Source organism: Streptomyces sp. SID486 (assembly GCF_009865385.1).
Taxonomy (GTDB): domain Bacteria; phylum Actinomycetota; class Actinomycetes; order Streptomycetales; family Streptomycetaceae; genus Streptomyces.
In genome coordinates, this window is the sequence record NZ_WWJT01000720.1 from 11764 (window position 1) to 24946 (window position 13183).

Sequence of the window (13183 nt, forward strand, 5' to 3'; positions counted from 1 at the left end):
ACCACCATGAAACGCACGGCAGTCGCCCTGTCCACCGCCGCACTCCTGCTGCCCCTGTCCGCCTGCGCCGGCAGCGCGGAGGCCGGCGACGGCTCCACGGTCACCGTGACCGTCGGCTACCAGTCGAAGACCATCAACACCGTCACCGCAGGGACCCTGCTCCGCTCCCTCGGGTACTTCGAGAAGCAGCTCGACTCCCTGCACGACGGCCACACCTACAAGGTCGACTGGCAGGACTTCGCCACCGGCGCCCCGATCACCGCCCAGATGACCGCCGGGAAGATCGACATCGGTTCGATGGGTGACTTCCCGCTGCTGCTCAACGCGGCCCGCGGGAAACAGCTCGGCAGCCCGACCCACCTGGTCTCCGTCACCGGCTACAACCTCCGCGGCGGCCTCAACACCGTCGTCACCGCACCCGGCTCCGCCATCACGTCTCTCGAAGACCTGAAGGGCAAGAAGGTCTCCACGAGCATCGGCTCGGCCGCCGACGGCACGCTCGTACGCGCCCTGCAACGCGCCGGGATAGACCCGGACAAGGGGATCTCCAAACTCAACCAGCAACCCGCGGTGGGCGCGTCCGCCCTGTCCGCCGGCAGCGTGGACGCGCTGTCGCAGTTCGTGGCCTGGCCCGGCCTGCTCGCCTACCAGGGCAAGGCGAAGGCCGTGTACGACGGCGCCCAGCTGGACCTGCCCACCTTCCACGGCGTCACCGCACGCGAGGACTTCACCCGGAAACACCCTGCCGTCCTGGACGCCTTCCTGAAGGCCCAGGACCAGGCGACGGAATACCTCGATCACCATCCCGTCGCCGCCGCCGAGAAGGTCGCCGACACGACCGGCCTGCCCGCCGAGGTCGTCTACCTCTACAACGGCGCGCACGGCATCGCCACGTTCAACCCGGCGCTCACACCACGCCTCGTCTCCGCGCTGAAGCAGGACGTGTCCGTGCTGAAGGCGGCCAAACTGACCGGTGACATCGACGTGGACTCCTTCGTCGATGACCGGTACGTGAAGAAGGCTCTCGGCGCCTCGTACACCAAGCGTCTCTCCACGCCTCCCCCGACAGCCGCGAGCGAGGTGTGGGCCAAGGGCAGCGGGAAGACCATCTCCTTCAAGTCGCCCGGACAACTGCTGGCCTACGTGGCCGCGCACCGGGACGGCATCCGCGCCGCCTACGTGCCCGACGCCACCACCGGCACCCTCTGGTTCGCCGACAGGGCGGTCTGGGTGGCCGACGGCGGCCGGCTGCTGCCCTTCGTCACCCCGGCCACGGCGCGAAACTACGTCACCGCCCACGCCGGCGCGCGCACCGTGTCGTACCGCGAGGCACTGGAGCGGGCCTCATGACCCGGCGGCCCCTGTTCCGGTATGTGCTGCGCACCCTCTCGCTGGCCGCCGCCCTCGGCCTGTGGCAGCTGCTGACCAGCCTGGACGTAGACCTGTGGCTGCGGTTCTCGCAGTTCCCGACGGTCACCGACGTAGCCCGCGCCTTCAGCGACCGGCTCTCCGGCGACGACTACTGGACCGACCTCACCGACAGCCTCACCCGCATCCTGACCGGCTTCGCGCTCGCCGCCGTTCTCGGCGTGGCGGCCGGGGTGCTCGTGGCCCGCTCCCGCCTGGCCGAGGATCTCCTCGGCCCCGTCCTGGAGGTCGTCCGCCCGATCCCGGCGATCGCTCTCGTCCCGGTCGCGATCCTCCTGTTCCCCTCGAACGAACAGGGCATCGTCTTCATCACCTGCACCGCCGCCTTCTTCCCGGTGATGGTCTCCACCCGGCACGCGGTCCGTGCGCTGACCCCCGTCTGGGAGGAGGCGGTGCGCACCATGGGCGGCGGCCGGCTCCGGATCCTCGGCTCGGTCGTGCTGCCGGGCGCGCTGCCCGGCATCTTCGGCGGGCTGTCGGTGGGCATCGGCGTGTCCTGGATCTGCGTGATCTCCGCCGAGATGATCTCCGGCCAGTACGGGGTCGGTTACCGCACCTGGCAGGACTACACCGTGGTCGACTACCCGGGTGTCTTCGTCGGCATGGTCACGATCGGCGTGCTCGGCTGGATCACCTCGACGGCCGTGGAACTCCTCGGCCGCCGGCTGACCCGCTGGCTGCCCCGCACCTCGTACGTGTCCCCGGGCCGCACCCGCGCCGCCCGGCCGCTCACCACTCCCGCTCGCCGCGACGGCGATCCCGAGCAGCAGGCCCAGTCCGAGCAGCAGGGCCACGACCGCACCGAGGAGGCCCGCGATGAGCACCTCGTCTGAGACCGTCACCGCTCCCGCCGCACCGGCGCCCGGGGCCGCGCGTGGCACCCGGCTCGCCTTCCGGTCCGCCGTCCTCGGCCACCCGGACGCTCCGGTCCTCGACGGCGTCGACCTGGAGGTCTCCCCCGGCGAGATCCTCACCGTCGTCGGCCCCTCCGGCTGCGGCAAATCCACGCTCCTGCGCACGCTCGCCGGGCTGCTGCCGCCCTTGGGCGGTGCGGCCGAGGCGGACGGCAGCCCGCTGACCGGGCCGTCGGCCGACCGCGCGCTGGTCTTCCAGGAGGACGCACTGCTGCCGTGGCGGACCTTGCGCGGAAACGTCGAACTGCCGCTCGCCATCAGGGGCGTGTCCCGCGCGGAGCGGCGTTCGCGGGCCGAGGCGTGGCTCGCGCGGGTCGGGCTCACCGCGCAGGCGGCGCAGTTGCCGCACCGGGTGTCCGGCGGGCAGCGCCAGCGGGCCCAGTTGGCCCGGGCGCTGGCCGACAGCCCGCGCGCCGTCCTCATGGACGAGCCCTTCGGCGCCCTCGACGCCCAGACCCGCTCCGGCATGCAGGACCTGCTGGTCGAGGTGTTGCGCGGCACGGGTGCGACCGTCGTCTTCGTCACGCACGACGTGGACGAGGCCCTCTTCCTCGGTGACCGCGTGGCCCTGCTCGGCTCGGGGCGCGTGTGTGCCGTGCGCGAGGTGCCGCGTCCCCGTGACCGTGCGGCCTGTGACGAACCGGCTCGTGCGGCGCTGCGCCGCGACATCCTGACCTCGCTCGGTTCCTGAAAGGCATGCCGGTGACCATCCCCGCGCCCACCTCCCTGGAGATCCCCGCCGTCACCGACGCCGAGGAGCTGATCTGCGACGTCCTGGTCATCGGCGGCGGCACCGCCGGCACCATGGCCGCCCTGACCGCCGCCGAGCGCGGCGCGAACGTCCTGCTGCTGGAGAAGGCCCACGTGCGGCACTCCGGGGCGCTCGCCATGGGCATGGACGGCGTCAACAACGCGGTCATCCCCGGCCGCGCCGAGCCCGACGACTACGTCGCCGAGATCACCCGCGCCAACGACGGCATCGTCGACCAGTCCACCGTCCGCCAGACCGCTACGCGTGGCTTCGCGATGGTGCAGCGGCTGGAGTCGTACGGGGTCAAGTTCGAGAAGGACGAGCACGGCGAGTACGCGGTCCGCCAGGTCCATCGCTCCGGCTCGTACGTACTGCCGATGCCAGAGGGCAAGGATGTCAAGAAGGTCCTGTACCGGCAGCTGCGGCGGCGCGAGATGCGGGAGCGGATCCGGATCGAGAACCGGGTGATGCCGGTCCGGGTGCTCACCGCGGCGGGGCGCGCCGTGGGGGCCGTCGGGTTCAACACCCGTACCGGTGCGTTCGTCACCGTCCGGGCGGGGGCGGTGATCCTCGCGACCGGTGCCTGCGGCCGGCTGGGCCTGCCCGCCTCCGGTTACCTCTACGGCACCTACGAGAACCCCACCAACGCCGGTGACGGGTACGCCATGGCCTACCACGCGGGCGCCGAGCTGACCGGTATCGAGTGCTTCCAGATCAACCCGTTGATCAAGGACTACAACGGTCCGGCCTGCGCCTACGTCGCCAACCCCTTCGGTGGCTACCAGGTCAACCGGCACGGCGAGCGCTTCGTCGACTCCGACTACTGGTCCGGGCAGATGATGGCCGAGTTCGCTGCCGAGGTCGCCAGCGACCGCGGCCCGGTCTACCTCAAGCTCAGTCACCTGCCCGAGGAGTCGGTCTCCGCGCTGGAGTCGATCCTGCACTCCACCGAGCGGCCCACCCGCGGTACCTTCCACGCCGGACGCGGGCACGACTACCGCACCCATGACGTCGAGATGCACATCTCCGAGATCGGTCTGTGCGGCGGCCACTCCGCCTCCGGCGTCCGCGTCGACGACCACGCGCGTACGACCGTGCCCGGCCTGTACGCGGCCGGCGACCTCGCCTGCGTCCCGCACAACTACATGATCGGCGCCTTCGTCTTCGGCGACCTCGCCGGCGCGGACGCCGCACGCTGCACGGCGTACACCGGTGAGCTTCCCGCGGACCAGGTGCGTGAGGCGCACGAGTTGATCTACCGTCCGCTGCGCAACCCGGACGGTCCGCCGCAGCCCCAGGTCGAGTACAAGCTGCGCCGCTTCGTGAACGACTACGTGGCACCGCCGAAGTCCGGTGCGCGGCTCTCCCTGGCGCTGGAGGCGTTCGAGCGGATGCACGCCGACATCGGCGCGATGGGTGCCCGCACCCCGCACGAGCTGATGCGCTGCGCCGAGGTCACCTTCATACGCGACTGCGCGGAGATGGCCGCCCGCGCGTCGCTGGCCCGTACGGAGTCCCGCTGGGGCCTCTACCACGAACGTCTCGACCACCCAGGGCGTGACGACGCCTCCTGGTTCCATCATCTCGATCTGCACAAGTCCCCCTCTGGTGCGATGGAGTTCACGGCCCGGCCCGTGGCTCCTTATCTGGTCGCGGTGGAGGAGTTCACGCCTGTCGGCGGTCCCTCCCGGTATCTGGGCGAGGTCCGTCCCGAGCATGTGGACACGGCCGGGCCTCGTGAGGTGGCGCCGGTGGCCTCGGTGCCCGCGCCCGCGCGGGCCGCCGGTTCCGTGGACCGGGCGGGCGGCGGCGGTTCCGCTTCGCCCCGGCTGCTGGAGCTGCTGGAGCTGGCCGAGGCGGAGCCCGAACTCGCCGAGATCGAGTCCTACCTGGGCGACTCCGATCCCGCGGTCCGGCGTACGGCCGTCTCGGTGCTCACGGAGACCCTGCCCCCCGGCACCGGGCAGGCCCTCGCCGGTGCGCTCACCGACCCCGATGCCGAGGTACGGGCGACCGCCGCGGCCTCACTGCGCGAGCTCGTCGAGACACTGCCTGCCGAACCCGCCCTGGGTGCCGCCCTCACCGCGGCGCTGGCCCAGTCCGACCCGGTGGTCCGCGCAGCCGCCCTCGATGTGCTGCGCGCCCTGCGGCTCGGCGAGACCGCGGTGTTCGCGGCGGCGCTGGACGATCCCGACATCGCCGTCCGGACGGAGGCCGTACGGGCGCTCGTCTCGGTCGACGCGGTCCGGGCACTGGCGGGCGCGGCGGACGATCCCTCCCGGGAGGTCCGGGTCACCGTGGCCAAGTCCCTGGCCACCGTCGGCTCGGGGGCGGCGGGCGCCTCCGACCGGGAGCTGCTGGCCGCCGCCCTGGACCGGCTCACCGAGGACGGTGACCCGCTGGTGCGCGGCGCGGCACTCGGCGCGCTGGCGGCCACCGGCTGCCCGCCTCCGCTCGCCGCCCGTGCCGTGTCCGCGCTGTCGGATCCGGCCTGGCAGGTCCGGTCCGGCGCCGCGACCGGGCTGTCGGCCGCACCCGCCGGCACGGCCGTCCCCGCTCTCGCCAAGGCCCTCGCCGACCCGAACGCCGATGTCCGCAAGGCGGCGGTCCTGGCCCTGAGCCGGCACCGCGCCACGACCGAGGCGCGCGCGGCCCTCGCCACGGCCACGGCCGACTCGGACGCGGACGTCCGGGCCTACGCGGCACGGGGGCTGTGAGCCCCGCACCTCACCGGGCGGCCGGGCCGGGCTATATCCAGTCGTCCGGCTCCGGCTCGTCGGCCGGCTCGGGCCAGTCGGCGTCCGGAGCGTCGCCGGCGGGGGCCGGGGCTCCCCCGTCCAGGGAGGCCAGCACCTCGAGCACGCCTTCCCCGTACGTCGCCAGCTTCTTCTCGCCGACGCCGCCCACCGTGCCCAGTTCCCGCACCGAACCGGGCCACCGGGTGACGATCTCCCGCAGGGTGGCGTCGTGGAAGATGACGTACGCCGGGACGCCCTGTTCCCGGGCCTGCTCGGCGCGCCAGGCCCGCAGGGCCTCGAAGGCGGGGAGCAGCGTGTCGGGCAGTTCGGCCGCGGCGGCCTTGGTCTTGCCGGCGCCCGCGGAGGCACCGGTGGAGCGGGACCGGGACGCGGCCGGCTTCTTCGGCTCCTTACGCAGCGGTACCTCGCGTTCGCGCCGCAGCACCGAGCCGCTCGCCTCCGTGAGCACCAGCGTGCCGTACTCCCCTTCGACCGCGAGGAGTCCCTGTGCCAGCAGTTGCCGGACGACGCCTCGCCATTCGGTCTCGGTGAGGTCCTGGCCGATACCGAAGACGGACAGCTGGTCGTGGTCGAACTGGATCACCTTGCCGGTGCGCTTGCCGAGCAGGATGTCGATGATCTGCGTGGCGCCGAACTTCTGTCCGCGTTCCCGCTGCAGCCGCACCACCGTGGACAGCGCCTTCTGCGCGGCGACCGTGCCGTCCCAGGTCTCCGGCGGGGTGAGGCAGGTGTCGCAGTTGCCGCAGCCCTTGGTGTCGGGGTCCTGGCCGAAGTAGGCGAGGAGCTGGCCGCGTCGGCACTGGGCGGTCTCGCAGAGCGCGAGCATGGCGTCGAGGTGGGAGGCGGCCCGGCGGCGGAACGCCTCGTCACCCTCGCCGGACTGGATCAGCTTGCGCTGCTGTATGACGTCGTTGAGGCCGTACGCCATCCAGGCCGTGGACGGCAGGCCGTCGCGGCCCGCACGGCCGGTCTCCTGGTAGTAGCCCTCGATCGATTTGGGCAGGTCCAGGTGGGCGACGAAGCGTACGTCGGGCTTGTCGATGCCCATGCCGAAGGCGATGGTGGCCACGACGACCAGGCCGTCCTCGCGCAGGAACCGGGACTGGTGTGCCGCGCGCGTGGCCGCTTCCAGGCCCGCGTGGTACGGCACCGCGTCGATGCCGTTGGCGGTCAGGAACTCCGCCGTTCGCTCGACCGAGTTGCGCGAGAGGCAGTACACGATGCCGGCGTCGCCCGCGTGCTCCTCGCGGAGGAAGGCGAGCAGCTGCTTCTTGGGGTCGGCCTTGGGCACGATCCGGTACTGGATGTTGGGCCGGTCGAAGCTGGCGACGAAGTGGCGGGCCGTCGGCAGGTTCAGCCGCTGGGTGATCTCTTCGTGGGTGGCGCGGGTGGCGGTGGCGGTGAGGGCGATCCGCGGGACGTCCGGCCAGCGCTCGCCGAGCAGGGACAGGGCGAGGTAGTCGGGGCGGAAGTCGTGGCCCCACTGGGAGACGCAGTGCGCCTCGTCGATCGCGAAGACGGAGATCTTGCCGCGGGCGAGCAGGTCCCGTGTGGAGTCCAGGCGGAGGCGCTCCGGGGCCAGGTAGAGCAGGTCCAGCTCGCCGGCCAGGTACTCGGCCTCCACCGTGCGCCGCTCGTCGAAGTCCTGGGTGGAGTTCATGAAGCCGGCCCGGACGCCGAGGGCGCGCAGGGCGTCCACCTGGTCCTGCATGAGGGCGATCAGCGGCGAGATCACCACGCCGGTACCTGGTCTGACCAGGGCGGGGATCTGGTAGCACAGCGACTTGCCGCCGCCGGTCGGCATGAGGACGAGGGCGTCGCCGCCCGCCACCACGTGCTCGATGATCTCCTGCTGTTCGCCCCGGAAGGCGTCGTATCCGAAGACCCGGTGCAGTGTGGCCAGCGCCTCGCTGTCGGTCGCGTCCGGTACCTCGGTCACCTGTGGCATCTCCCTGATCCCGCCCGTCACGCCCATCGTCCTGTCCCCCGTCGGTCCCCCGTGTGTCGTCTCTCGACCGCTGCCTCCACCATAGGGGTCCGGACCGACAGCCCCCGGAGTTGTCCACAGGCTCGCCGGACCCGTGGGGTGCCGTGACGCGCCGCTGCCCGGCACCCTCCGGAAGCGGGGGTGCCGGGCAGCGGTGGGTCCGCGGTGCGGTCAGCGCACGAAGACGCCCGCCTGGCTCGCGAGGTCCAGGAAGTACTGGGGCGCCACGCCGAGGACCAGCGTCGCCGCCACGCCCACGCCGATCGTCGTCATGGTCAGCGGGGACGGCACGGCGACGGTCGGTCCTTCCGGCCTGGGCTCGCTGAAGAACATCAGCACGATCACCCGGATGTAGAAGAACGCGGCGATGGCCGAGGAGATCACACCGACCACGACCAGTGGGACGGCGCCGCCGTCCGCCGCCGCCTTGAAGACGGCGAACTTGCCCGCGAACCCGGAGGTCAGCGGGATGCCGGCGAAGGCCAGCAGGAACACCGCGAACACGGCCGCCACCAGCGGCGAGCGGCGGCCGAGGCCGGCCCACTTGGACAGGTGGGTGGCCTCGCCGCCCGCGTCCCGCACCAGCGTGACCACCGCGAAGGCGCCGATCGTCACGAAGGAGTAGCCCGCCAGGTAGAAGAGGACCGACGACACGCCGTCCTTCGACGTGGCGATGACACCCGCGAGGATGAAGCCGGCGTGCGCGATGGACGAGTACGCCAGCAGCCGCTTGATGTCGGTCTGTGTGATGGCGACGATCGCACCGCCCAGCATGGTGATGATCGCCACGGCCCACATGACCGGCCGCCAGTCCCAGCGCAGCCCGGGCAGGACGACGTAGAGCAGGCGGAGCAGCGCGCCGAAGGCGGCCACCTTCGTCGCCGCCGCCATGAAGCCGGTGACGGGGGTGGGCGCGCCCTGGTAGACGTCGGGGGTCCACATGTGGAACGGCACCGCGCCGACCTTGAACAGCAGGCCCATGACGAGCATGGCGGCGCCGATCAGCAGCAGGGCGTCGTTGCCCATGGTGCCGGCGAGTGCCGGGTCGATGTCGGTGGCCGTGCCGTCGACGACCTGGGCGATGCGCGCGTAGGACACCGAGCCCGCGTAGCCGTAGAGCAGGGCGATGCCGAACAGCGTGAACGCCGAGGCGAACGCGCCGAGCAGGAAGTACTTGACCGCGGCCTCCTGCGACATGAGCCGCTTGCGGCGGGCCAGCGCGCACAGCAGGTACAGCGGGAGGGAGAGCACCTCCAGGGCCACGAACAGGGTCAGCAGGTCGTTGGCGGCGGGGAAGACGAGCATGCCGCCGATCGCGAAGAGCAGGAGCGGGAAGACCTCGGTGGTGGTGAAGCCGGCCTTCACCGCCGCCTTCTCGCTGTCGCTGCCGGGTACGGAGGCGGCCTGGGCGGCGAAGGAGTCGACGCGGTTGCCGTGCGCCGCCGGGTCCAGGCGCCGTTCGGCGAAGGTGAACAGGCCGACGAGGCCGGCCAGCAGGATGGTGCCCTGCAGGAAGAGGGCCGGGCCGTCGACGGCGATCGCGCCCATGGCCGCGATGTGTGCCTTGGTGGTGCCGAATCCGTCGGCCGCCAGCGCGACGACCGCGGCGAACGCGGCGCACAGGGCTACGGCGGACACGAACACCTGCGCGTAGTAGCGGGACCTGCGCGGTACGAACGCCTCGATGAGGACCCCGACCAGCGCGGCGCCGATGACGATCAGCGTCGGCGACAATTGTCCGTATTCGATCTTCGGCGCGTCGATCTTGGAGATCGGGTCGGCCGCTGTTGTCCACAGGCTGTGGACGGCTGATGCGCTCACTTGGCCGCCTCCACCTCGGGCTTGGGGTCCTTCTTGTGTACGTCGGACATGGTCTGCTTGACCGCCGGGTTGACGATGTCCGTGACGGGCTTCGGGTAGACGCCCAGGAAGATCAGCAGGACGATCAGCGGGGCGACGACCACCAGCTCGCGCGCGCGGAGGTCGGGCATCGCGGAGACCTCCGGTTTCACCGGGCCCGTCATCGTCCGCTGGTACAGGACGAGGACGTACAGCGCGGCGAGCACGATGCCGAACGTGGCGATGATGCCGATCACCGGGTAGCGCGTGAACGTGCCGACCAGGACCAGGAACTCGCTCACGAACGGCGCGAGTCCGGGCAGCGAGAGGGTGGCCAGGCCGCCGATCAGGAAGGTACCGGCGAGCACCGGGGCGACTTTCTGCACCCCTCCGTAGTCGGTGATGAGCCGCGAGCCGCGCCGGGAGATCAGGAAGCCGGCGACCAGCATCAGCGCGGCCGTGGAGATGCCGTGGTTGACCATGTAGAGCGTGGCACCGGACTGGCCCTGGCTGGTCATCGCGAAGATGCCCATGACGATGAAGCCGAAGTGCGAGATCGACGCGTAGGCGACCAGCCGTTTGATGTCCCGCTGGCCGACGGCGAGCAGCGCGCCGTAGACGATGCTGATGAGCGCCAGTACGAGGATCACGGGCGTTGCCCACTTGCTGGCCTCGGGGAACAGCTGGAGGCAGAAGCGGAGCATCGCGAACGTGCCCACCTTGTCGACGACCGCGGTGATGAGGACGGCGACCGGCGCGGTGGACTCCTGCATGGCGTTGGGCAGCCAGGTGTGCAGCGGCCACAGCGGCGCCTTGACCGCGAAGGCGAAGAAGAAACCGAGGAACAGCCAGCGTTCGGTGCCGGTCGCCATGTGCAGCGAGCCGTTCGCGCGGGCTTCGGCGATCTGCTGGAGGCTGAAGTTTCCGGCGACCACGTAGAGGCCGATCACCGCGGCCAGCATGATCAGACCGCCGACCAGGTTGTACAGGAGGAACTTCACCGCGGCGTACGACCGCTGGGTGGCGGCCGTCTCCTCGCCGTGCTCGTGGGCACGGTCCCCGAAGCCGCCGATGAGGAAGTACATCGGGATGAGCATGGCTTCGAAGAAGATGTAGAAGACGAAGACGTCGGTGGCCTCGAAGGAGATCACCACCATCGCCTCGACCGCCAGGATCAGCGCGAAGAAGCCCTGGGTGGGCCGCCAGCGCCGGCTGCCGGTCTCCAGCGGGTCCGCGTCGTGCCAGCCCGCGAGGATGATGAACGGGATCAGCAGGGCGGTGAGCGCGATCAGCGCCACCGCGATGCCGTCGACGCCCAGCTCGTACCTGACCCCGAAGTCCTTGATCCAGGCGTGGTTCTCGGCGAGCTGGTAGCGGGCGCCGTCCGGGTCGAAGCGGACGAGGACGACGATCGCGAGGGCGAGCGTGGCGAGGGAGACGAGCAGTGCCAGCCACTTGGCGGCGGTGCGCTGTTTGGCCGGTACGGCGGCCGTGGCGACGGCCCCCAGGGCCGGGAGCGCCGCCGTCGCTGTCAGCAGAGGAAAGGACATCGGTATCAGACCGCCCTCATCAGCAGGGTCGCGGCGACCAGCAGTGCCGCGCCGCCGAACATCGAGACCGCGTAGGAGCGGGCGAAGCCGTTCTGGAGCCGGCGCAGCCGCCCGGAGAGACCGCCGAAGCCGGCCGCCGTGCCGTTGACGACGCCGTCGACCAGGGTGTGGTCGACGTACACCAGCGAGCGCGTCAGGTGCTCGCCGCCGCGTACCAGGACCACGTGGTTGAAGTCGTCCTGGAGCAGGTCGCGGCGGGCCGCGCGGGTCAGCAGCGAGCCGCGCGGGGCGACGGCCGGGACGGGCTTGCGGCCGTACTGGGCCCAGGCGATGCCGACGCCGACGACCAGGCAGACCATGGTCGCCGCGGTGACCGCCGCCGCGCTCAGCGGGGAGTCGCCCTCGCTGTGCCCGGTGACCGGCTCCAGCCAGTGCAGGAAGCGGTCGCCGATGCTGAAGAAGGCACCGCCGAAGACGGAACCGACGGCCAGCACGATCATGGGGATCGTCATGACCTTCGGGGACTCGTGCGGGTGCGGCTCGCCGTGCTCACCGCGCGTCTCGGCGGCGGGCTCGGCGCTCGGCGCCTGCGGCGAGCGGGTGGGTTGGTTCCTCCAACGCTCCTCCCCGAAGAACGTCATCAGCATCACGCGCGTCATGTAGAAGGCGGTGATGGCCGCGCCCAGCAGGGCCGTGCCGCCGAGGATCCAGCCCTCGGTGCCGCCCTTGGCGAACGCCGCCTCGATGATCTTGTCCTTGGAGAAGAAGCCGGACAGGCCCGGGAAGCCGATGATGGCGAGGTAGCCGAGGCCGAACGTGATGAACGTGACCGGCATGTACTTGCGCAGGCCGCCGTAGCGGCGCATGTCGACCTCGTCGTTCATGCCGTGCATCACGGAACCGGCACCGAGGAACAGCCCGGCCTTGAAGAAGCCGTGCGTCACCAGGTGCATGATCGCGAAGACGTAGCCGATGGGGCCGAGACCGGCCGCGAGGACCATGTAGCCGATCTGCGACATGGTCGATCCGGCCAGCGCCTTCTTGATGTCGTCCTTGGCGCAACCGACGATCGCACCGAACAGGAGCGTGACCGCGCCGACGACGGTGACGACCAGCTGGGCGTCGGGGGCGGCGTTGAAGATGGCGCCGGAGCGGACGATCAGGTAGACGCCCGCGGTCACCATCGTCGCGGCGTGGATCAGGGCCGAGACCGGGGTCGGGCCCTCCATGGCGTCCCCGAGCCAGGACTGCAGCGGCACCTGGGCGGACTTGCCGCAGGCGGCCAGCAGCAGCATCAGGCCGATCGCGGTGAGCTTGCCCTCGGAGGCGTCACCGGTGTGGCTGAGGACCGGGCCGAAGGCGAAGCCGCCGAAGGTGGTGAACATCAGCATGATCGCGATCGACAGGCCCATGTCGCCGACGCGGTTGACCAGGAATGCCTTCTTCGCGGCCGTGGCGGCGCTGGGCTTGTGCTGCCAGAAGCCGATCAGCAGGTACGAGGCGAGGCCGACACCCTCCCAGCCGACGTATAGCAGCAGGTAGTTGTCGGCGAGGACGAGCAGCAGCATCGCCGCGAGGAACAGGTTCAGGTAGCCGAAGAAGCGGCGGCGCCGCTCGTCGTGCTCCATGTACCCGACCGAGTACAGGTGGATCAGCGAGCCGACGCCCGTGATGAGCAGGACGAACGTCATCGACAGCTGGTCCAGGCGGAAGGTGACGTCCGCCTGGAAGCCGGCCACCGGCACCCAGCTGAAGAGGTGCTTGACGAGCGTGCGGTGTTCGGCGCCCTTGCCGAGCAGGTCGGCGAAGAGGATCAGGCCGAACGCGAAGGAGGCGGTCGACAGGAGCGTGCCGATCCAGTGGCCGACGCGGTCCAGGCGCCGGCCGCCGGTCAACAGGACGGCCGCTCCGAGCAGGGGCGCCGCGATGAGCAGCGCGATCAGGTTCTCCACGAT

At 71.1% G+C, this 13183-nt stretch carries 8 protein-coding genes; 4 read left to right on the plus strand and 4 right to left on the minus strand.

What is annotated here, in order from left to right; genetic code table 11:
* Window positions 1-6: 6 nt before the first annotated feature.
* Genes GT045_RS33455 through GT045_RS33470 form a run of 4 tightly spaced genes read left to right on the plus strand, consistent with a single transcriptional unit; the run spans window position 7 to window position 5810 of the window.
* Window positions 7-1350, plus strand: coding sequence for an ABC transporter substrate-binding protein (locus GT045_RS33455; protein ID WP_161336492.1), 1344 nt, complete (start codon window positions 7-9; stop codon window positions 1348-1350).
* Window positions 1347-2261: an ABC transporter permease gene (locus GT045_RS33460; RefSeq protein ID WP_237539070.1), complete on the plus strand. Its 915-nt coding sequence runs from the start codon at window positions 1347-1349 to the stop codon at window positions 2259-2261. The genes GT045_RS33455 and GT045_RS33460 overlap by 4 nt, the downstream gene beginning before the upstream one ends.
* Window positions 2245-3033 carry an ABC transporter ATP-binding protein gene (locus tag GT045_RS33465; RefSeq protein ID WP_161336493.1) on the plus strand — a complete coding sequence of 263 codons (789 nt, stop codon included), beginning with the start codon at window positions 2245-2247 and terminating at the stop codon, window positions 3031-3033. The genes GT045_RS33460 and GT045_RS33465 overlap by 17 nt, the downstream gene beginning before the upstream one ends.
* 5 nt (window positions 3034-3038) lie before the next feature.
* Window positions 3039-5810: a fumarate reductase/succinate dehydrogenase flavoprotein subunit gene (locus GT045_RS33470; RefSeq protein ID WP_161336494.1), complete on the plus strand. Its 2772-nt coding sequence runs from the start codon at window positions 3039-3041 to the stop codon at window positions 5808-5810.
* Between the two features lie 31 nt (window positions 5811-5841).
* Here GT045_RS33470 and recQ read toward each other — a convergent pair whose 3' ends face one another.
* The 4 genes from recQ to nuoL all read right to left on the minus strand — a co-directional run bounded on the left by recQ (window position 5842) and on the right by nuoL (window position 13180).
* On the minus strand, window positions 5842-7800 hold the full coding sequence (gene recQ, locus GT045_RS33475) for a DNA helicase RecQ (RefSeq protein ID WP_237539072.1): 1959 nt from the start codon (window positions 7798-7800) through the stop codon (window positions 5842-5844).
* 210 nt (window positions 7801-8010) lie between these two features.
* Window positions 8011-9660, minus strand: a complete 1650-nt coding sequence (nuoN, locus tag GT045_RS33480; protein WP_161336496.1) for an NADH-quinone oxidoreductase subunit NuoN — start codon at window positions 9658-9660, stop codon at window positions 8011-8013.
* Window positions 9657-11228 (minus strand): NADH-quinone oxidoreductase subunit M, encoded by a 1572-nt coding sequence (locus GT045_RS33485; protein ID WP_161336497.1) that lies wholly within the window; start codon window positions 11226-11228, stop codon window positions 9657-9659. Before GT045_RS33485 ends, nuoN begins: the two co-directional genes overlap by 4 nt.
* Window positions 11229-11233: 5 nt before the next feature.
* Window positions 11234-13180, minus strand: a complete 1947-nt coding sequence (nuoL, locus tag GT045_RS33490; RefSeq protein WP_161336498.1) for an NADH-quinone oxidoreductase subunit L — start codon at window positions 13178-13180, stop codon at window positions 11234-11236.
* Window positions 13181-13183 lie beyond the last annotated feature (3 nt).

Coding starts and splice junctions, on each gene's coding strand:
- GT045_RS33455 (WP_161336492.1), top strand. CDS start 7: ATGAAACGCACGGCAGTCGCCCTGTCCACCGCCGCACTCCTGCTGCCC.
- GT045_RS33460 (WP_237539070.1), top strand. CDS start 1,347: ATGACCCGGCGGCCCCTGTTCCGGTATGTGCTGCGCACCCTCTCGCTG.
- GT045_RS33465 (WP_161336493.1), top strand. CDS start 2,245: ATGAGCACCTCGTCTGAGACCGTCACCGCTCCCGCCGCACCGGCGCCC.
- GT045_RS33470 (WP_161336494.1), top strand. CDS start 3,039: ATGCCGGTGACCATCCCCGCGCCCACCTCCCTGGAGATCCCCGCCGTC.
- recQ (WP_237539072.1), bottom strand. CDS start 7,800: ATGCCACAGGTGACCGAGGTACCGGACGCGACCGACAGCGAGGCGCTG.
- GT045_RS33485 (WP_161336497.1), bottom strand. CDS start 11,228: ATGTCCTTTCCTCTGCTGACAGCGACGGCGGCGCTCCCGGCCCTGGGG.